The 18,299-nt window shown below is 70.1% G+C and carries 21 protein-coding genes; 9 read left to right on the top strand and 12 right to left on the bottom strand.

The genetic code is table 11. The features are described from left to right. Positions 1-13 precede the first annotated feature (13 nt). A complete protein-coding gene (locus tag QSK31_RS19760) occupies positions 14-493 on the top strand; it encodes a MarR family winged helix-turn-helix transcriptional regulator (RefSeq protein ID WP_285685659.1) in 480 nt (159 codons plus the stop codon). 110 nt (positions 494-603) lie between these two features. On the opposite strand, the gene QSK31_RS19765 is transcribed toward QSK31_RS19760, so the two are convergent. After that, positions 604-1,740: an ROK family protein gene (locus QSK31_RS19765; protein WP_285685661.1), complete on the bottom strand. Its 1,137-nt coding sequence runs from the start codon at positions 1,738-1,740 to the stop codon at positions 604-606. A 75-nt stretch (positions 1,741-1,815) separates the two neighbouring features. On the opposite strand from QSK31_RS19765, the gene xylA reads away from it, so the two are divergent. From xylA to QSK31_RS19780, 3 genes are all read left to right on the top strand, one after another. Continuing rightward, positions 1,816-3,003: a xylose isomerase gene (gene xylA, locus QSK31_RS19770; protein ID WP_285685662.1), complete on the top strand. Its 1,188-nt coding sequence runs from the start codon at positions 1,816-1,818 to the stop codon at positions 3,001-3,003. 156 nt (positions 3,004-3,159) lie between these two features. Then, positions 3,160-4,563, top strand: a complete 1,404-nt coding sequence (gene xylB / locus QSK31_RS19775; protein WP_285685663.1) for a xylulokinase — start codon at positions 3,160-3,162, stop codon at positions 4,561-4,563. A 9-nt stretch (positions 4,564-4,572) separates the two neighbouring features. After that, positions 4,573-6,075 carry an MFS transporter gene (locus tag QSK31_RS19780; protein WP_285685664.1) on the top strand — a complete coding sequence of 501 codons (1,503 nt, stop codon included), beginning with the start codon at positions 4,573-4,575 and terminating at the stop codon, positions 6,073-6,075. Here the strand turns inward: QSK31_RS19780 and QSK31_RS19785 are convergent. The 7 genes from QSK31_RS19785 to QSK31_RS19815 all read right to left on the bottom strand — a co-directional run bounded on the left by QSK31_RS19785 (position 5,983) and on the right by QSK31_RS19815 (position 11,298). Next, positions 5,983-7,617 carry a glycoside hydrolase family 13 protein gene (locus tag QSK31_RS19785; RefSeq protein ID WP_285685666.1) on the bottom strand — a complete coding sequence of 545 codons (1,635 nt, stop codon included), beginning with the start codon at positions 7,615-7,617 and terminating at the stop codon, positions 5,983-5,985. The two genes, QSK31_RS19780 and QSK31_RS19785, sit on opposite strands and share 93 nt — an antisense overlap. A gap of 17 nt (positions 7,618-7,634) precedes the next feature. Continuing rightward, positions 7,635-8,330, bottom strand: a complete 696-nt coding sequence (locus QSK31_RS19790) for an HD domain-containing protein (protein ID WP_285685668.1) — start codon at positions 8,328-8,330, stop codon at positions 7,635-7,637. Between the two features lie 110 nt (positions 8,331-8,440). Continuing rightward, on the bottom strand, positions 8,441-9,355 hold the full coding sequence (locus QSK31_RS19795; protein ID WP_285685670.1) for an MHYT domain-containing protein: 915 nt from the start codon (positions 9,353-9,355) through the stop codon (positions 8,441-8,443). 217 nt (positions 9,356-9,572) lie between these two features. Further along, positions 9,573-9,716, bottom strand: a complete 144-nt coding sequence (locus QSK31_RS19800) for a GPGG-motif small membrane protein (RefSeq protein ID WP_285685671.1) — start codon at positions 9,714-9,716, stop codon at positions 9,573-9,575. 36 nt (positions 9,717-9,752) lie between these two features. Then, positions 9,753-10,496, bottom strand: a complete 744-nt coding sequence (locus tag QSK31_RS19805) for a metallophosphoesterase family protein (protein WP_285685672.1) — start codon at positions 10,494-10,496, stop codon at positions 9,753-9,755. Then, the gene (locus QSK31_RS19810) at positions 10,493-10,747 is read right to left on the bottom strand and encodes a hypothetical protein (RefSeq protein ID WP_285685673.1); all 255 of its coding nucleotides are present in this window, start codon (positions 10,745-10,747) and stop codon (positions 10,493-10,495) included. Before QSK31_RS19810 ends, QSK31_RS19805 begins: the two co-directional genes overlap by 4 nt. Beyond that, the gene (locus QSK31_RS19815) at positions 10,744-11,298 is read right to left on the bottom strand and encodes a nucleotidyltransferase (protein WP_285685674.1); all 555 of its coding nucleotides are present in this window, start codon (positions 11,296-11,298) and stop codon (positions 10,744-10,746) included. The genes QSK31_RS19810 and QSK31_RS19815 overlap by 4 nt, the downstream gene beginning before the upstream one ends. Positions 11,299-11,405: 107 nt before the next feature. Between QSK31_RS19815 and QSK31_RS19820 the strand changes: the two genes are divergently transcribed. Then, the gene (locus QSK31_RS19820) at positions 11,406-12,143 is read left to right on the top strand and encodes a dTMP kinase (RefSeq protein ID WP_285685676.1); all 738 of its coding nucleotides are present in this window, start codon (positions 11,406-11,408) and stop codon (positions 12,141-12,143) included. 48 nt (positions 12,144-12,191) lie between these two features. Here QSK31_RS19820 and QSK31_RS19825 read toward each other — a convergent pair whose 3' ends face one another. Further along, a complete protein-coding gene (locus tag QSK31_RS19825) occupies positions 12,192-12,872 on the bottom strand; it encodes an SDR family NAD(P)-dependent oxidoreductase (RefSeq protein ID WP_285685678.1) in 681 nt (226 codons plus the stop codon). A gap of 537 nt (positions 12,873-13,409) precedes the next feature. Here QSK31_RS19825 and QSK31_RS19830 point away from each other — a divergent pair. Beyond that, the gene (locus tag QSK31_RS19830; protein WP_285685679.1) at positions 13,410-14,411 is read left to right on the top strand and encodes a sigma-70 family RNA polymerase sigma factor; all 1,002 of its coding nucleotides are present in this window, start codon (positions 13,410-13,412) and stop codon (positions 14,409-14,411) included. Between the two features lie 66 nt (positions 14,412-14,477). Here the strand turns inward: QSK31_RS19830 and QSK31_RS19835 are convergent, their stop codons facing one another. The 3 genes from QSK31_RS19835 to QSK31_RS19845 all read right to left on the bottom strand — a co-directional run bounded on the left by QSK31_RS19835 (position 14,478) and on the right by QSK31_RS19845 (position 16,510). Continuing rightward, positions 14,478-15,392 (bottom strand): C40 family peptidase, encoded by a 915-nt coding sequence (locus tag QSK31_RS19835; RefSeq protein WP_285685680.1) that lies wholly within the window; start codon positions 15,390-15,392, stop codon positions 14,478-14,480. A gap of 373 nt (positions 15,393-15,765) precedes the next feature. Continuing rightward, positions 15,766-16,101 carry a DUF3817 domain-containing protein gene (locus tag QSK31_RS19840; protein ID WP_285685681.1) on the bottom strand — a complete coding sequence of 112 codons (336 nt, stop codon included), beginning with the start codon at positions 16,099-16,101 and terminating at the stop codon, positions 15,766-15,768. A 10-nt stretch (positions 16,102-16,111) separates the two neighbouring features. Continuing rightward, positions 16,112-16,510: a hypothetical protein gene (locus QSK31_RS19845; protein WP_285685682.1), complete on the bottom strand. Its 399-nt coding sequence runs from the start codon at positions 16,508-16,510 to the stop codon at positions 16,112-16,114. Positions 16,511-16,577: 67 nt separating this feature from the next. Here QSK31_RS19845 and QSK31_RS19850 point away from each other — a divergent pair, with 67 nt between their 5' ends. The 3 genes from QSK31_RS19850 to QSK31_RS19860 all read left to right on the top strand — a co-directional run bounded on the left by QSK31_RS19850 (position 16,578) and on the right by QSK31_RS19860 (position 18,287). After that, the gene (locus QSK31_RS19850) at positions 16,578-16,814 is read left to right on the top strand and encodes a DUF6158 family protein (RefSeq protein WP_285685683.1); all 237 of its coding nucleotides are present in this window, start codon (positions 16,578-16,580) and stop codon (positions 16,812-16,814) included. Between the two features lie 237 nt (positions 16,815-17,051). Next, positions 17,052-17,252 carry a hypothetical protein gene (locus tag QSK31_RS19855; RefSeq protein ID WP_285685684.1) on the top strand — a complete coding sequence of 67 codons (201 nt, stop codon included), beginning with the start codon at positions 17,052-17,054 and terminating at the stop codon, positions 17,250-17,252. 48 nt (positions 17,253-17,300) lie between these two features. Then, a complete protein-coding gene (locus QSK31_RS19860) occupies positions 17,301-18,287 on the top strand; it encodes an ANTAR domain-containing protein (RefSeq protein ID WP_285685685.1) in 987 nt (328 codons plus the stop codon). Positions 18,288-18,299: the final 12 nt, after the last annotated feature.

Genomic DNA, 18,299 nt, shown 5'->3' on the forward strand with positions numbered 1-18,299 from the left:
TGTCAGCGGGACGATGGGCGAACACCATGGGCCGGTCGGACCGGACCCGATGCGCGCCGCGGCCCTTGACGACGCCGCGCAAGCGTTGCTGGCCACGTGGGAGTCCGCCCGCGAGGGGAGCACCCCGCGGTTGTCCGCCGCTCAGCTCAGTGCCCTGATCGTCGTGGGGAAGGACGAGGGCATCAATTTGCGTACGCTGGCCGGCCGGCTGCGCATGATCCTGTCCTCGGCGAGCCGGCTGTGCGACCGGCTGGTGGCGGCCGGGCTGGTCGAGCGGGTGCCCGGCCGGGTCGACCGGCGGGAGATCGCGCTGTTCCTGACGCCCTACTCCCGGCAGTTGCTCGAGGAGTTGCGGGCGTCCCGGCTGGCGATGCTGGGCGCGGTGCTCGACCGGATGTCGCCGGCGGGCCGGGCGGCGCTGGTCCGGGGCCTCACCGAGTTCGCCCACGCGGCGACCGGTCAGCCGGCCGACGCGGCCGTCCGCACAGCCTGAGACGGCGCGGCCGGAACAGCACAGCCTGAGACAACGCGGGCTGAACAACGCGGGCTGAACAACGCGGCCTGAAACAGCGCGGCCTGAAACGACGGAGCCTGGAAGAGAGCTCAGGCTCGGCCGAGGAATGCCGCCGGGTCGTCGAGGACCGAGCGGATCACCGACTCCGCAGCGCCGCGCATCGCCGCGTCCGCGCCCAGGGCCGCCGCCCGCAGCGTGATCGGCGCCAGGTCGAAGGTCAGCACCCGCTGCCGCAGCTCCCGCTCGATCCCGGGCAGGAGCCGGGGGAGTAGCGGCCCGTAGATCCCGCCGAGCACGATGGTGTCCAGGTCGAGCAGGTTCACCACTCCGGCGAGCGCGATGCCCAGGGCGGCGCCCGCCTCGCCCAGGTCGGCGTCGTCCGGCAGGTCGGCCAGGGCCGCGACGCCGGCCGCGCGGAGGAGCGCCTCCTGGCCGGCGTACTGCTCCAGGCAGCCCCGTGCCCCGCACCGGCAGGCCCGCCCGTCCGGATGCACCGGCAGGTGGCCGATTTCACCGCTCCACCCGCGTACCCCTCGATAGAGCGCGCCGTCCAGCACCAGGCCGGCGCCGATGCCGATCTCGCCGGAGACGTAGCCGAAGGTCGGCCGGCCACCGGCCGCGCGAAGCTCGCTGAGCGCGGCCAGGTTGGCCTCGTTGTCCACCGCGACCGGCATCCCGAGGGCCTCGCTCAGCACGGTCGCGGCGTCGATGTTCTGCCAGCCCAGGTTGGGTGCGACCCGGACGATCCCGTCGGCCGAGACCAGTCCCGGCACGGCCAGGGCGGCTCCGGAGGCGCCGGGGAAGGCGGCGAGCTCGGCGAGCCGGGTCAGCGCCGTCTCCCAGGAGCCGAGCCGCTGGTCGGCGTACGTGACGACCCGGTGCCGGACCTGCCCGCTCAGGTCGACCACGCAGGCGGCCAGGTAGTCGACGTTGATCTCCAGACCGAGCCCGTAGGCGCCGTCGGGGGCGAGCGCGAGACCCGCCGCGGGCCGCCCCGCGCCGGAGCGGGGCGCCGGGTCGCGTTCGACGAGCAGCCCACCGGCGATGAGGTCGTCGACGAGCGCGGAGACGGTGGCCCGGGTGAGCCCGGTCGCCGCTGCGGTGAAGGCCCGGGAGATCGGATTTTCGCTGGTCGCGACCGTTTGCAGGACGAGCGCGAGATTATGGGCGCGGACGCTCGACTGTCGCACGGGGACCGATGAGGAGGCCTGGATGCGTGCGGTCACCCCTTGACATTGCCACACCCCGCTCAAATAATTCAACCATTGAACAAATCATCCCTGTTGCGTGGAGGTAACACCGTGTCGCTCCAGCCCACCCGCGAGGACAAGTTCTCATTCGGCCTGTGGACGATCGGATGGCAGGCCCGCGACGCCTTCGGTGACGCGTCCCGTCCCGAGCTCGACCCGATCGAGGCGGTGCACAAGCTCGCCGAGCTCGGCGCGTACGGCATCACGTTCCACGACGACGACCTGGTCCCGTTCGGCTCGGACGCCGCCACCCGGGACGGCATCATCGCCGGCTTCAAGAAGGCCCTGGAGGAGACCGGCATCATCGTCCCGATGGTGACCACCAACACCTTCACCCACCCGCTGTTCAAGGACGGCGCGTTCACCAGCAACGACCGCTCGGTCCGGCGGTACGCGCTGCGCAAGATCCTCCGCCAGGTCGACCTCGCCGCCGAGCTGGGCGCCAAGACCTTCGTGCTGTGGGGCGGCCGTGAGGGCTCCGAGTACGACGTGGCCAAGGACATCTACGCCGCCCTGGACCGCTACCGCGAGGGCCTGAACCTGCTCGCGCAGTACTCCGAGGACAAGAACTACGGCCTCCGGTTCGCCATCGAGCCCAAGCCGAACGAGCCCCGCGGCGACATCCTGCTGCCCACCGCCGGCCACGCCATCGCCTTCACCCAGGAGCTGGAGCGGCCCGAGCTGTTCGGCATCAACCCCGAGGTCGGGCACGAGCAGATGTCCAACCTCAACTACACGCACGCCATCGCCCAGGCGCTGTGGCACGACAAGCTGTTCCACATCGACCTCAATGGCCAGCACGGCCCCAAGTTCGACCAGGACCTGGTGTTCGGCCACGGCGACCTGCTCAACGCGTTCTCGCTGGTCGACCTGCTGGAGAACGGCAGCTGGGGCGGCGGCCGGGGCTACGACGGCCCGCGCCACTTCGACTACAAGCCGTCCCGTACCGAGGACTTCGAGGGCGTGTGGGACTCGGCGGCCGCCAACATGCGGATGTACCTGCTGCTCAAGGAGCGGGCGGCCGAGTTCCGGGCGGACCCGGCGGTGCAGGAGGCCTTGGCGTACAGCAAGGTCAAGGATCTCTCCACCCCGACCCTCAACCCGGGCGAGACGTACGCCGACCTGCTGAACGACCGCAGCGCGTGGGAGGACTTCGACGCGGACGCCGCCGGAGCCCAGGGATACGGATTCGTGAAGTTGCATCAGCTGGCGATCGACCACGTCGTCAGGGCAAGCTGAGCTGGATGGCCTCGCTCCGCTCGGCGGGCGCTGCGGCCCTTGATGCCGATGTCAGGGGCACCGCTTTTCGGACGGGGAAGAGCGCCCGCCCAAAAACCGGCACCCCCAACATCGACGGCCGCAGCGCGGGCGCATCCCACCTGGAAAGATGAAGTCATGAGCCTTGTCGCCGGGATCGATTCCTCCACCCAATCCTGCAAGGTCGTGATCCGCGATGCCGAGACCGGGAAACTGGTCCGGCAAGGGCGCGCGAATCATCCGGACGGCACCGAGGTGCATCCGGAGGCCTGGTGGACCGCGCTGCAACAGGCCATCGAGGAGGCCGGCGGGCTCGACGATGTCGCCGCCGCCTCGGTCGCCGGCCAGCAGCACGGCATGGTGGTGCTCGACGAGAACGGCGAGGTGGTCCGCCCGGCGCTGCTGTGGAACGACACCCGCAGCGCCGGGGCGGCGTCCGACCTGATCAAGGAACTGGGCGGCCCCCAGGAGTGGGTCGACGCCGTCGGCATCGTCCCGGTCGCCAGCTTCACGCTCACCAAGCTGCGCTGGCTGGCCCGCAACGAGCCGGAGAATGCCAAGAAGGTCGCGGCCGTGTGCCTGCCGCACGACTGGCTCACCTGGAAGCTGAGCGGGGCGACCGGCCTGGACACCCTGCGCACCGACCGCAGCGACGCCAGCGGCACGCTCTACTGGTCTGCCGTACACAACGCCTATCGCCCTGACCTGCTCGAACTGGGTTTCGGCCGGCAGATCAAGACGCCCGAGGTGCTCGGCCCGACGGGCATCGCCGGGCATCTGCCCAACGGTGCGCCGCTCGGCCCGGGCGCCGGGGACAACGCGGCGGCCGGCCTCGGCGCCGGCGCCCAGCCGGGCGACGTGGTGATCTCGATCGGCACGTCCGGCACGGTCTTCGTCTCCAGCGACGTCGCGCCGAACGACCCGAGCGGCACGGTGGCCGGGTTCGCCGACTGCACCGGCCGCTTCCTGCCGATCGTGGTCACGCTGAACGCCGCCCGCGTGCTGGACGCGGCGGCCAAGCTGCTCGGCGTCGACCACGACGAGCTGTCCCGCCTCGCGCTCTCCGCCCCGGCCGGCGCCGACGGGCTGGTGCTGATCCCTTACCTGGAGGGCGAGCGCACGCCGAACCGGCCGCTGGCCACCGGCGCGATCCACGGCCTCACGCTGCGTACCTCCGACCCGGCGCACCTGGCCCGGGCCGCCGTCGAGGGCATGCTCTGCGCGCTCGCCGACGGACTGAACGCGCTGGAGGCCAACGGCTCGACGGCCAACCGGATCGTGTTGGTCGGCGGTGGTGCGCGCAGTGCCGCGGTACGCCGGATCGCCCCCGCCCTGTTCGGCCTGCCGGTCCTGGTGCCGCCGCCCGGCGAATACGTCGCGGACGGCGCGGCACGCCAGGCCGCGTGGGTCGTCGCCGGTGGGGCGACGCCTCCTTCGTGGTCCGCGGAGACCCCCGAGGTGTACGAGGACACAAGCGTCCCGCTGATCCGCGAGCAGTATGCGGCCGCACGCGACGCGGTGATCGACCGGAGAGACAGCTAACCTCTTCCCGTGACCTTGCGAGGTGGGACGACGCATCGCGCGTACAGCGTGATCGTGTTTGTGATCCTCGCGTCGCTGGACAACGTGGCCATCGGGCTGGTGCCGCCGCTCTACGGCTTCATCGGCCAGGATTTCGGCGTCGGCGAGGGCCGCATCGCGCTGGCCACCACGGTGATGTTCCTGGTCAGTGCGGTGGCGGCGATCGGCTTCGCGTACGTCGGGGACCGCACCGACCGCAAGCCGGTGCTGCTCATCGGCACCGTCGTCTGGGTGGCCGGCACCGTCTGGTCCGGGCTGTCCGGCAGCTACCCGTCGTTCCTCGGTTCGCAGGTGCTGGCCGCGTTCGGGCTGGGCGCGGTGGCCTCGGTGAGCTTCGCCGTGGTCAGCGACCTGATCTCGCCGAAGCGTCGCGGCCTGGTGATGAGCTTCTGGGGGCTGTCGCAGGGTGTCGGCACGATCGCCGGGACGATGGTGGGCGGGCTGCTCGGCCACGACGACTGGCGCAAACCGTTCTTCGCCACCGCGGCGGCCGGGGTGGTCGCCGGTGTGGCGTACCTGTTCACCTACAACGTGCCGCGGGGGGAGAGCCAGCCGGAACTGGCCGGCATCGACTACGACGAGCGGATCCACCACGACCACCTGCCGGTGATCCTGCGCCGGCGTACCAATGTGTGGTTGATCCTGCAGGGTTTCTCCGCGCAGGTGGCGTTCGGGTCGCTGGTGTGGCTGCCGGTGCTGTTCCGGGCCCGGGCCGAGGACCAGGGCTACACCGCGAGTACGGCCGTGCTGGTGGGCAGCATCTTCGCGACGATCTTCCAGGCCGGCGGGGCGCTGTCCATCCTGGGCGGCCTGGCCGGCGACCGGCTGCAGCGGCGCACCCCGCGCGGGCGGGCGCTGGTGTCGGCCGTGGGCATCCTCGCCGCCGTGCCGTTCTATGTGGTGCTGTTCTTCGTACCCATGAAGATCAACGTGCCGGACGGCGCCGGTTCCGGGGAGATCATCCCGGCGGTGCTGAAGAACGTCTTCACCGAGCCCACGGTGGCCGCCTGTCTCGCCACCGCGATCTTCGCCCTGGCCCTGACCTCGGCCAACTCGCCGAACTGGTTCGCGATGATCGGCGACGTGAACCCGCCCGAGCACCGTGGCACCGTCTACAGCCTCGGCAACCTGGTCAACGGATTCGGCCGGGCCGGCGGGAACGCCCTGGTCGGTGTCGCCTTCCGCGGCCTGGCCGGCGCGTTCCCGCCACCACTGAACTACGCCGTCGGGCTGGCCGCGTTCCAGTTCTTCTTCGTGCCGACCGGCATCATGTACTGGATGGCCAGCCGCACCGTCGCCAAGGACATGGCGGACACGCACGAGGCGTTGCTGGCCGCGCGCGCGTCCGCCCTCTCGTCAGACCGTTCAGCGCCAGAGGCGTCAGGTGGTGAACCAGACGGTGACGTCGGTGGGAACCCGGCCGTCGGCGTCCAGGGGCTCGCTGCTCACCAGGACACTCGCCCCGACCGGTAGCGCGACCGGGCTCTCGTCGAAGTTGGTCAGCACCCGCACGTCGCCGTTCCGGAAGGAAAGCGCGGCATCTTCCCAGGTCAGCGTGCCGGTGCCGAGGGAATGCGACCGGCGCAGACGCAGCGCCGAACGGTAGAGCTCCAGCGTCGACCCGGGCACGCCGTTCTGCCGGTCGCGGGCGTACTCCGCCCACACCGCCGGCTGCGGCAGCCAGCTGTTGTCGGACGGCCCGAACCCGTACGACGGCGCGTCGGCCTCCCACGGGATCGGCACCCGGCAGCCGTCCCGGCCCCGCTCGACGCCCTCGGACCGGAACCACGTCGGGTCCTGCCGCGCCTCGTCCGGCATCTCGGTGTGCTCCGGCAGCCCCAGCTCCTCGCCCTGGTAGAGGTACGCCGACCCGGGCAGCGCCAGCATCTGCAGGGTGGCCGCGCGGGCCCGGCGCAGACCGAGCGCGACGTCCGGCTGCGGGTCGCCGACGCCGATGCCGCTCAGTTTGCGCAGCCGTTCCCGGTAGCCCAGCCGGGTGCTGTGCCGCAGCACGTCGTGGTTGGACAGCACCCAGGTGGTGATCGCGCCGACGGTGGCGTTGTCGGCCAGCGACTGGGTGATCACCTTGCGCTGGTCGGCGGCCGTCCACCCGGCGAACAGGTACGGGAAGTTGAAGGCCTGGTGCATCTCGTCCGGCCGGACGTACCGGGTGAGCCGGGAGATCGGCTGCACCCAGGCCTCGGCGACCAGGATCCGGTCCGGGCCGTACGAATCCAGCACCGTCCGCCACTGCCGGTAGATGTCGTGGACGCCCTCCTGGTCCCACATCGGCGGCCGGTTGTCCTCCGGCGGCACCGACCACGGCCCGGCGTCCGGGTAGTCCCAGTCGGCCAGGTCGCGGTCCTTGACCAGCCCGTGCGCCACGTCCACCCGGAAGCCGTCGACGCCGCGGTCCAGCCAGAACCGCAGGACGTCGAGGAACTCGGCGCGCACCTCGGGGTTGTCCCAGTCGAGGTCGGGCTGGGTGACGTCGAACAGGTGCAGGTACCACTGGCCGGGGGTGCCGTCCGGCTCGCTGACCCGGGTCCAGGCCGGCCCGCCGAAGGTGCTGCGCCAGCCGTTCGGCGGCTCGTCACCGCCGGGTCCGCGGCCGTCGCGGAAGATGTACCGCTGCCGCTCCGGGCTGCCCGGCGCCGCGGCCAGCGCCGCCCGGAACCAGACGTGCTCGCTGGAGGTGTGGTTGGGCACCAGGTCGACGATCACCCGCAGGCTCAGCGCGTGCGCCTCGGCGATCATCTTGTCCGCGTCGCCGAGCGTGCCGAAGAGCGGGTCGACGTCGCGGTAGTCGGCCACGTCGTAGCCGGCGTCGTGCTGCGGGCTCGGGTAGAACGGCGACAGCCAGACCGCGTCGACGCCGAGGTCACGGAGGTCGGCGAGGTGTGCGGTGATGCCGGGCAGGTCGCCCATGCCGTCCCCGTCGGAGTCGGCGAACGACCGTGGATAGACCTGGTAGATGACGGCGTCGTGCCACCAGAGGCGCGTGGTGTCAGGCATGGACCCACGCTATCCGGCTAGTCATCCAGAATCGCGGCGAAGCGTTCCTCGGCGAGGTCCAATTGATCCAGGATGTGGTCTCGCGCGGCCATGGAGAGAGGGGTGTCGGGCCGTCCTACGAGCTCTCTCAGCTTGGGTACGAGCGGACGGTACTTGCGCGCCGACCGTTCGGCCTTGGCCGGCGTGGTGTGCACCACGCCGACGCCGTTGTCGGTGAAGTCGGACACCTTGATCACCCGCGCCCACGGGTCGCGGTCCAGGCTGTCCGTCACGTGCATCCGGTACTGCTCGTCCCGGTCGCGTGCCGGGTCGTACTCCGGGTTGGTCACCGACCGGACCAGCTCGGAGACGCGGGGGTTGAAGCGCCGCGCCAGCTCGGCCACCGCGGCGTCGGTGAGTGCCGCGTGGCCGAGGTCGGCGGGCTGCCCGGAGAGCTCGGCCGGATGGTCCTCGACCGCGTCGTGCAGCAGCGCCGCGGTGATCACGTCCACGTCCCGGATCCCGTAGTACCGGATGATCCGGATCGCCACCCGCAGCAGATGGTTCAGGTAGGGCTCGCGCACCCGCCGGTCCTCGGCGTGCAGCTCGGCGGCCAGGTCCAGCGCCCGGACCAGCGTTTCCCGCTCGCCCTCGGGGAAGCTGTCGACTTCCAGCCCGAAGCGATCGCGGAGCCCCGCCTCGCCGTACACCTCGGTGATCGCATGCAACGGCATAGACATCAACATCCGTGGCGCCATGCCGATCACATATACAGGAACTGGAGCGGCCACGGGACTCCGTCGCGCCGATTGCCTGCGGAGCGAAGCGGAGCCGTCCTGCTCAGTCAGGAAGTGGCCGTGGTCGCTGCCTCGACGGGAGGCTTCGAGGTGGGCGCGGGGCGGGTGGGGATCGGGCGCGGGGACGGGCTGGGGCGGGAGCGGCGCATCGCGAGGGCCGAGGCCTGCTTGAGCGACCACGGGTTCTCGGCGTGCACGCCCCGCTTCGGCGTCCCGGCGCCGTCGGTGAAGACCTCCTCGGTCATCGCCTGCAGCGCGCTCAGGGCCATCGCCAGGATGGTCGCCGCGGTGACCACGGTGATCGGGACGATCATCAGCAGCGGCCGGATCCCGCTGATCCCTTCGGGCGGGACCGGCGTCAGCTTCACGGTCGTCGCCGCCATCGCGGTGTAGTGCATGCCGCACACCGCGATCGCCATGACCACGGCGGCGCCGGTGATCGGCACCCAGCCCTTGACCAACTGGGTGAACCAGAGCGCCGCGGTCGCCGCGACGACGGCGATGATCGCGGACGCCACCACGAGCGGCATCCGGAACGACAGGTCGCCGGAGACGTGCAGCCCGGCCATCCCGGTGTAGTGCATGGCGACGATCCCGGCGCCGGTGAGCACGCCGGCCACCGCGGTCTTGCCGAAGCTGCGCCGGCCGTGCCCGACAACCATCAGGCCGACGCCGACGGTGAGGACGCACAGACCGAGGCTGACCATGGTCAGTGCGACGTCGAAACGCACCGGGCTGGCCGGCACGTCGAAGCCGAGCATCGCGGTGAAGTGCATCAGCCAGATGGCGGCGCCGCCGATCGAGAACGCGGCGATCATCAGCCAGCGGTTGCGACGGCTACGGGTGCGGGCGGAGCGGGCACGCCCGGTGCACACCAGGCCGAGGAAGGAGCCGAGGAACGCCAGCAGGAAGGCGGCGATCGGATTGAAGACTCCGTACGTGAAGTGATGGACCTCGGCCACGATAGCACCTCGCGAAGAGTTCGGACGGGAACGTTCGCGGGGTATTCAGTCACTGACCGGTACACGGTCAACGCACATCGTGTCCGGGTGACGCCGTACATGCAGGAACCGGGGCCACCGTATGGCCACCTCGGGGGAGAGGAGATGACCATACGGCGGTCCCGGTTCGGGGTCAGCCGTCCAACGGGGGATGGGAAGGGACAGGGGAGTGGGTGGATCAGGTGAAGATGCTGACGCCACCGGGGCCCACGAGGAGGCCGACGATGATCAGAATGACACCCCAGAGGATCTGCCGCCGGAACAACGCGAGGATGCCGGCGACCACGAGAATGACTGCGAGAATCCAGAGCAACAGGTCCATGCTCAGCGGATACCCGACCCCGGAAATCCGGAAACCTCATGCGTGCACAAGTGTTACCTCCGCCTCATCGGACAGCAGCTGGTAGACGTTGTAGGCCTGCTTGATGACCGGGTGCGCCACGTTGCGGACCGGCACGCCGCCCGGCGTACGCCCGCGCTCGGTGCCGTGGTGAGCGTGCCCGTGCAGGGCCAGCGTGGCGCCGGCCGCGTCGATCGCCCGGCCCAGCTGGTACGACCCCAGGAACGCGTGGATCTCCGGCGGCTCACCGGCCAGCGTCTCCGGCACCGGGGCGTAGTGGGTGAGCGCCACCAGGGCGTCGCACTCCACCCCGGTCAGGGCCGCCTCCAGCCGGTTCGCGGCGTCCTCGCCGACGCGTACGAAGTCCTTCATCTCCCGCTCGCCGAAGTTGCTCGCACAGGTCCCGCCGAAGCCGCCGCCGAAGCCCTTGACGCCGGCGACCCCGAGCCGCCGCCCGCCCAGCTCCAGCACCGCGGACGTGCCTTCGAGCACGGTGATCCCGGCGTCGGTGAGCACGGTGGACACCGCGTCCTGCTGGTCGCTCTGGTGATCGTGGTTGCCGAGCACGGTGACCACCGGGACGGCCAGCCCGCCGAACTCGGTGACGAAGCTGCGAGCCTCCTCGACCGTCCCGTGCCGGGTCAGGTCGCCGGCGATGAGCAGCGCGTCGGCCACCTCGGGCAGCTGCTCGAGGGCCGGCCGGTAGCGGCCGACGACGTCGTGGTCCACGTGCACGTCGCCGACCGCGGCAACCCGGATCATGAGATCTCCTCGGCGTCGACCGGCACGGACGTGCGGGTGATCCCGATGTCGCAGGTGATCTCCACGTCGGGGAAGCGCTCGGTGATCCGGCGGCAGATCTCGGCGCGCCGCTCGGGGCTCTCCACCTCGCCGCCGAGCACCACCGACTGCTCGCGGCGCTGCACGGTGATGCCCTGCTCGGCGACCCGGTCGTCCTCGGTGAGCAGCCGCTGGATCTCCGCCTCCAGGTAATCGTCGACCTGACGCGTCATGCCGGTACCACCTCCAGCCTCTCCAGCAGCACCAGGAACGCCTCCGCGTACGGCGACTGCGCGGTCTCCTTGCGGACCCGCTCCCAGTCGATCTGTTCGCGCAGTGAGCGCGCCACCGGCAGCCCGGTCGCGAAGTCGCAGTAGTGCTGGGTGTAGCTGAGCAGCTTGTGCACCATCAGCTGGGTGGCGGACAGCACCGGCATCGCGATCGCCTCGACCGGGCGCATGACGGTGTCGGTCAGCGTGGCGTCGGTCACGGGCAGCTCGACCGGGCGGTAGATCAGGTCCACCATCCGGCCTTCGTCGAACACCTTGACCAGCCAGTCCTCGGGTGGCTGCTCGGTCTCGAAGCCGACCGACGCCAGTTCCTCGAGCGCGCGTTCCTTGTCCTGCTCACGGATGAGGAAGTCGACGTCGTGGTCGCTGGAGTGGCCGCCGTGGGCGTACACGGCGAAGCTCCCGCCCAGCGCGAACGGGATTTCCGCCTGCTTGAGCACGGAGGCGACCCGTTTGAGCGTGGTGGCGAGTCCCTCGTCGACCCGGTGCGGCATGGCGTCTCCTGTCGTTGCTGCGAACTCGTACTCTTCGTCGCATTCTCGTACCCAGAGCGGGGCCCGGAGGAACGGAACGCGTGACACCCCTGAGTACCGTCGGTGGGGTGCCCTTGAACTCACCGTTCCCGCGCTCCGTGGCGCTCATCGGGATCGACGGGTCCGGAAAGACCACGCAGGCCCACCGGCTGGCCGAGACCCTGGCCGCCGAGGGCGTGCGCGCGGTCTACCGGCGTAACGCCGGTGGCCGGCACTTCGTCGGCCGGATCGCCGCCTGGTTCGGGCGGCCGGACGCCGAGGCCCTGGTCGGACGCCGCGCGATGCTGGTGATCGAGTCGGTGCTGCGCTGGGGAGCGCTGGTCCGGACGCTGTTGCGCCGCGCGGTCACCGGCGAGACGGCGGTGATGGACCGGTACGCCTACTGCCAGTACGCCAGCATGCGCTCGCACCGGGCCAAGCCGGTCGCCGAGCGCCGTGCCCGGCTGGCCTACCGCCTGTTCCCGGCGCCCGACGTCACGCTCCTGCTGGCCGTCAGTCCGGTGGTGGCCCAGGCCCGGATCGACGCCCGTGGGTACGACCACGAGGAGCTCGACTACCTGGAGCGGGCGGACGCGGCGTACCGGTCGCTGCCGGAGTTCGGTTCCTTCGTGGTGATCGACGCCAACGGCACCCCGGACGAGGTGGCCGCCGCCCTCCGCGCGGCCCTCCCGGCATGGGAACCGTCCCTCATCCCGCACCCGCGAGCGTCGGCCCTGCTCGCCGGCTCGCGGAGCACCGTGCTGGCTTTCGGCTCCCTGCTCGCCGGGGTGGCCGTCCTGGGCTACCAGCTGCTGGAGAGCTTCTGACAGGGAGGGTGCGGGCCGCACGTACCGCTCGGCGCTACCACTGAATGATCAGGCCTGGCCGTAGACCGGGACGGTGGCGCCGCTGGTCGGCTTGGAGTCGTCGCCGGCCAGGAAGAGGATGACCTTGGCGATGTCCGCCGGGTCGACCCACCTGCTCTGGTCGCCGGGCATGCCGTCGCGGTTCGTCGGCGTGTCGATCACGCTCGGCAGCACGGTGTTGCACCGCACGCCCTGGCCCTTGTACTCGACCGCCACCGCGTTGGCGAAGGCCAGCACCGCCGCCTTGGCGGTCACGTAGCCTGCCGCGCCCGGGAACGGCGCCACCGCGGCCCGGGACGACACGCAGACCACCGAGCCGCCGCCGTTGGCCACGAGCACCGGGAGCGCGGCCTGGGTGACCAGGTACGTCGGGCGCAGGTTCACCGTGAGCATCGCCTCGAAGTCCTCGACCGGCGTCTCGTGCACGCGTCCACTCCCCGCGTACCCGCCGACCAGATTGACCACCGCGGACAGTGGCGCCGCCGCACCGGGCCCGGAGGCGACGCCGATCGCGTTCTCGACTTCCGCCCGCGACGTGAGATCGGCCACGACGCTCTCGGCCCCGGCGGGCAGCCGGTCGGCCGAGCCGGCCCGGACGGGTGCCACGACCCGCCACCCCGCTTCCAGAAATGTCGCGACGACAGCCGTGCCCAGCCCGCCCGTTCCACCGGTGATCAGCGCGGTACGCATGTGTGCTCTCCTGTGTTTTCCGTCACGTCAGGTTGTCGAATTTGCTCGACGGGGCAGTCGTTTACAGAAACGATGGTCACCCGTCCGGTAGTCACCCTTCCAGGCGAGTGATCTGCGGCGCAGCGTGGCGCATTGTGACGGTGGTCCCGTTCCGAGACGCCATTACCGGCGCCCGTTTGCGTCAAGGTGTGCGACAGGCGGCCGATCAGACGTCTGAACCCTCCCGGCTGCCAAGCCGTACAGGGTAGTGACGAGCATCGCAGCACTGGTCGTGATGCCCGTCGCTGTGACGGATGAGGGGCCGATGGTGTGATGAAGCGGGCGAAGGGTATGCGTTCGTGGACGCATCCAACGCCGGGTGTGGCTCCGAATGCCTTGTCGATGGCGTCGTTCAGTAACTATGCATCGGGCTCTCAGCCAGCGCTCAGACACTCATGACACTTTCGACTCACCAGCCAGGAATCACCGCGACACGCCATCTGTTGTGTAAGTGGCAGTTCGGCATCGCGGAACTGCAGCCGTTACGGGGAGGGACCGATGGACGCAGGTAACGCCCGTAACAGGGTTAGCGAAGGCAACGAGGGGACCGTGGGCAACGTGGAGAAGAACACCGTCATGCGGACCGATGAGGTGGCCGAGGAGCGCGACCTCGTCGGAGTCTACCTGCACGAGATCTCCAGGACGCCGCTGCTCGACGCCGCCCGGGAGGTCGAGCTCTCCAAGAGCATCGAGGCCGGCCTGTACGCCGAGCACCTGCTCGAGGAGGACAAGATTCGTCGCGGCGTGAGCCGTGAGGAGCTGGAGCAGGTCGTCACCGACGGCCGGCGCGCCAAGGATCTGTTCATCCGGGCCAACCTGCGATTGGTGGTCTCGATCGCCCGGCGGTACGTGCGCTCGGGCATGCCGATGCTCGACCTCATCCAGGAGGGCAACACCGGCCTGGTCCGCGCGGTCGAGAAGTTCGACTATGAGCGCGGCTACAAGTTCTCGACGTACGCGACGTGGTGGATCCGCCAGGCGATCAGCCGAGCCATCGCCCAGCAGGAGCGCACCGTGCGCCTGCCCGTGCACCTGGTCGAGGACGTCAACCGGATGCGCAACGTGACCCGCCAGCTCGTTCGCGAGCTCGGCGCCGACCCCGAGCCCGAGCAGGTCGCCAAGGCGCTCGGCGTGACCGTCGAGCGGGTCGGCGAGCTCACCCGCTGGGCGCAGGACACGGTGTCGCTGGACACCCCGGTCGGCGACGACGGCGACACCAATCTCGGTGACCTGGTGGCCGACAGCGACGCCCCCTCGCCCGAGGAGATCGTGCTGACCGCCCTGGAGCGGTCGCGCATCGAGGGTCTGCTCAACCACCTCGACGACCGGTCGGCCGGCATCATGCGTGCCCGGTACGGCTTGGAGGACGGCCGCGAGCACTCGCTCACCGAGGTCGCCTCCCGGTTCTCGCTCTCCCGCGAGCGGATCCGTCAGCTGGAGATCCAGGCGCTCGGCCGGCTGCGTGAGCTGGCCCGGGCCGAGGGCCTGCAGGCCGCCTGACCTGTTACGACGAAACAGCCCGGCTCCCCCGAAGGGGAGCCGGGCTGTTCGCTGTGCTGGTGGGTCTTACTTGACCCGGCCGTACCCGGTCGGGGACATCACGTTCAGCGAGCGCTTCTTCACCGGTTCGCCGGCGCGCGAGGCGTCGATCATCATGCCTCCGCCGACGTAGAGCCCGACGTGTCCGCCGTTGCGGAAGAAGACCAGGTCACCTGCTTGCAAGTCGCCCTTGCTGATCGGTGTGGTCGCGCCGATCTGCGCGGAGGCCTTGTGGGGCAGGGACTTGCCCGCCGCGCGCCAGGCCGCCGAGGTCAGGCCGGAGCAGTCGTAGCCGTCCGGGCCGTCGGCGCCGAACTTGTACATCACGCCGATGGCGTTGTAGGCGAAGGTGACCGCCTTGCCCGCAGAGCCGGCGATCTTCGGGATCGGACCGCTGTACTTGCTGCCGGACGACGTGGGACTGCCGAAGGCGGCGCTCCGCATGTCGTACAGCTTCTTGAGGTCGTTCTCGATCTTCTTCTTACGCTTCGCCAACTCGTTGAGCTGTGCCGTCTGCTTCGCCTGAACGGTTTTCAGCGCGGCTTGACGCTCGTCGTAGTTCTGCGTGGTCGAGACGTAGTTGTTGATCTTGCGCTGCCGGTCGCGCGTCATCTGCTCGAGGACGGTCATCCGGTCGAGCAGGTTGCTCGGGCCCTCGAGCACCACGTTCATGGTGCCGACGTCGCCCTGCTTGTACGCGGTCGCGGCGAGGTCGCCCATCTGCGCCGTGGCGACCTTGAGCTGCTCCTTGGCCGGGCCGAGCGATTTGGTCAGCGCGACCTGGTCGGCCTTGGTCTTGTTCAGATCGATCTTCATGCCGTTGAAGGACTCGACAACGTCCTCGAGATCGTCCGACGCCTTCTGGATCTTCTTGTTGATCTCGGTCTTGGACGGTTCCGCATGAGCGGCCGTCGCGGCCGTTCCGGTGAGCGCCAGCGCCATGACGGCGACGGCGACTGCCCGGAACCTCGTACGGGCGTGAGACAACGCTGAGAGGCCTTTCTTCCGCGTGGCCGCCTACCGGGTTAGCTGGCTGCCGAATCTCAGATGCTCAGCGGGCTGGAAGAAGGCCCTACCGCTTCGCGGATTCACCCCGGGTGCTCGGTTCCCCGATTCGTCGCGACGGTCATGACGCGGTCGGCTGGGGGGTGACCGCGGCACGCCCGCCGATCAGACTCGGCGGCGCTGGTTCGGCGCCACCGGAGGGTTGTGGCTGCGGACCGGACCAACCGCATTAACTTATCGATGGATCTCCGAAAAGCAAGTTTTCAAAGAGTTATTTAAGCCATCGATCGCGCCGCGTATTTATTCGAATTCAGCGCGTGACCTCAACGGCTGAATCGGACTTTTCGGAATTGGTGCCGATCCAATTGCGGGTCACTTTCCGCTCCGCCCAGAACGACAGGAACGGGATGGTGCCGGCGAGCATCACCAGCAGCATCCGGCTCAGCGGCCAGTGCACGCGGCGGCCCAGGTCGAAGGTGGCCAGCACGTACACGATGAAGAGGAAGCCGTGCGCCGGGCCGATGCCCGCGACCACGGCATCGTTGTCGCCGAGGTACTTCAGCGGCATGCCCACCAGGACCAGGGCGATCAGGACCACACCGACGATCCAGGCGATGATCCGATAACGGGTGAGGGCTCCCTGCACGGTGCTTTCCTTACTTCCGCGGACCGGGGTAGTCGGCCGGGCGGGCGCCGGGGTGGGCGTTCAGCCAGGCCAGATAGTCGTTGTACGCCGCCAGTTCCGGCTCGTCGGCACCGGGCTCGGGGGCCGGGCGGGACGGGACGCGGATCGGGCGGCCGACCGTAACAGGCGTATCTGGGAGTTTCTCCGGCTCCGTGGTCTCGGCCGGCTTCGTCACCAGGCGCACCTCGCGCCACCAGATGAACACCACGAAACCGGCGAAGACCGGCCACTGGAAGGCGTACCCCCAGCTCAGTGCGTTGCCGCCGGTGGCGCGCGTGTACTGCCACCAGCCCAGCGCGAGGAACGCCAGCACGAGAACGAGCGCGACCACGTGGCGAAGGATCCACGCCGGGGTCAGCAGCCCTTTCATGCCATGAAGGGTAGTCGCGCGGGTTTCGGGGCGGCGCTCACGGTTACCTGTCGGGTGGAGGTAAGCCATGAGCGACGAACGACTGACGATCTCGGAGACCGGCATCGATCCGGCCGGTCTGGGTGACGACGACCTGTTCCGCGAACTGGCCAGCCTGCATCGGACGCGGCTGGACACCTTGCGCTACGGGCCGGACGCCGCCCTGGACAACCATCTGCGGCGCACGGCGGAACTGGAGACCGAGTACATGGCCCGTAATCCGGGCCGCGAGGTGGACCGGCACCGTCTCACCCAGGACTTCTAGCGTGTGGCCTGGGTCACAACAGCTGCTGGAATCAGGTGGCGCGGCCGACGGTTGTGAACAGATGTCGGTGTGTCCAGTGTCCCCGGGCCTCACCCATTGCCTTCACGGAATACCGTTCGGCTGGAGCCGTGATGAGCCACTCGCCGCGAGGCGACATGCACACCGACGCCTATGCGCCGCCCCTGGGGTTCCCGGGGGCGGCGCATTACGTTGCGCTCCGGGGGGTACTCGATCTTCATGACCGACCCTCGTAACCTCCAGCGCGCCGCCGACCTGCTTCCCGAGGAGCGTGCCGCGGGCAGCGCGGACCCGAAGGCTCAGGCCGAGGCCATCCTCGCCGATTCGGACGCCCGCGAGGACAATCCAGACTATTCGCGGGAAAACCGCACATCTCAGGAGACAGTCGCACCCACCGAAAGGGCCGAAGGCACCCGGTAGAGGCACAAAACTTTCGTGTCCACCTCGATACGTGGGAGGATCCCACGCGTGCCCGCACCCCGACGGAGCGCCGAGCGCGCCGGTCAGCGGTCCACGCCGCCGGCGGCCATCGCCTCGGCCCCGAACCAGACACGCCGCACCGCCCGTCCCCTCCACCCGGGACAGGGCGCCGGTGCCCCGAACTCGGGACCGGTCCACCTCACCGAGACGGATGCCGTCATCCCAGCCCACCACGACGCCCCTGCCGTCGGGCCCGGCCTTCCCGCGCCCCGGGACGGGGCCGACCCGCCCGTCGAGGTCGTCCTCCCCGATGAGGTCGTCCGGCCCGGCTCGTCACGTGAGATCGCCCTGCCGGACACCACGGCCGTGGAGCTCGCCGGCCTGATTCACGAGTTGTCCGAGCGGCTGCTGTCCGCGGACGACGTCAATCAGGCCCTGGAGCGCCTGGCCATCTTCACGGTGGCCGCGGTGCCCGGGGCGGTGCGCTGCTCGGTGGTGCTCATCACCGAGGGCGTCGGCCCCACCCTGACCGCCTCCGGCAGCGACGGTCGTGCGGTGGACGAGTGCCAGCTGGAGACGGGGGAGGGGCCGGGCCTGGAGGCGGCGCGCACCCGGACCATGGTCATCACCCAGAACCTGCTGAGCGACCCGCGCTGGCCGGACCTGGCCGACTGCGCCCGCCAGGAGAACGTGCACGCCGTGGCGGCCATCCCGCTGGACGTGCAGCGATCGGCGGTGGGCGCCCTCAGCATCTACGTCCGGGCGCCGCAGGGCATCGGGCCCGATCTGCTGCTGACCGCGATGGCCGTCGTCAATCAGGCCGAGATCCTGCTGAGCGAACTGTCCCGGCGAGCGGCCCTGGTCCAGGGCGCCACGGTCGACCGCGCCATCGGGGTGATCATCGCCCAGCGTGGGTGCGGGGTCCGCGAGGCGTACGACGTCCTCCAGGAGACCGCTCAGCGCCTGGGCATGGACCGCCAGTCGGTCGCCGAGCGCCTGATCGCCGCGGCCGCGCGGACCCGAGACACCCGTTGAAACAGGGCCGCG

The sequence above is a fragment of the Actinoplanes sp. NBRC 103695 genome (genome assembly GCF_030269485.1).
Taxonomy (GTDB): domain Bacteria; phylum Actinomycetota; class Actinomycetes; order Mycobacteriales; family Micromonosporaceae; genus Actinoplanes.

Coding starts and splice junctions, on each gene's coding strand:
- QSK31_RS19760 (WP_285685659.1), top strand. CDS start 14: ATGGGCGAACACCATGGGCCGGTCGGACCGGACCCGATGCGCGCCGCG.
- xylB (WP_285685663.1), top strand. CDS start 3,160: ATGAGCCTTGTCGCCGGGATCGATTCCTCCACCCAATCCTGCAAGGTC.
- QSK31_RS19785 (WP_285685666.1), bottom strand. CDS start 7,617: ATGCCTGACACCACGCGCCTCTGGTGGCACGACGCCGTCATCTACCAG.
- QSK31_RS19790 (WP_285685668.1), bottom strand. CDS start 8,330: ATGCCGTTGCATGCGATCACCGAGGTGTACGGCGAGGCGGGGCTCCGC.
- QSK31_RS19800 (WP_285685671.1), bottom strand. CDS start 9,716: ATGGACCTGTTGCTCTGGATTCTCGCAGTCATTCTCGTGGTCGCCGGC.
- QSK31_RS19805 (WP_285685672.1), bottom strand. CDS start 10,496: ATGATCCGGGTTGCCGCGGTCGGCGACGTGCACGTGGACCACGACGTC.
- QSK31_RS19810 (WP_285685673.1), bottom strand. CDS start 10,747: ATGACGCGTCAGGTCGACGATTACCTGGAGGCGGAGATCCAGCGGCTG.
- QSK31_RS19815 (WP_285685674.1), bottom strand. CDS start 11,298: ATGCCGCACCGGGTCGACGAGGGACTCGCCACCACGCTCAAACGGGTC.
- QSK31_RS19825 (WP_285685678.1), bottom strand. CDS start 12,872: ATGCGTACCGCGCTGATCACCGGTGGAACGGGCGGGCTGGGCACGGCT.
- QSK31_RS19830 (WP_285685679.1), top strand. CDS start 13,410: ATGGACGCAGGTAACGCCCGTAACAGGGTTAGCGAAGGCAACGAGGGG.
- QSK31_RS19835 (WP_285685680.1), bottom strand. CDS start 15,392: ATGGCGCTGGCGCTCACCGGAACGGCCGCGACGGCCGCTCATGCGGAA.
- QSK31_RS19845 (WP_285685682.1), bottom strand. CDS start 16,510: ATGAAAGGGCTGCTGACCCCGGCGTGGATCCTTCGCCACGTGGTCGCG.
- QSK31_RS19850 (WP_285685683.1), top strand. CDS start 16,578: ATGAGCGACGAACGACTGACGATCTCGGAGACCGGCATCGATCCGGCC.
- QSK31_RS19855 (WP_285685684.1), top strand. CDS start 17,052: ATGACCGACCCTCGTAACCTCCAGCGCGCCGCCGACCTGCTTCCCGAG.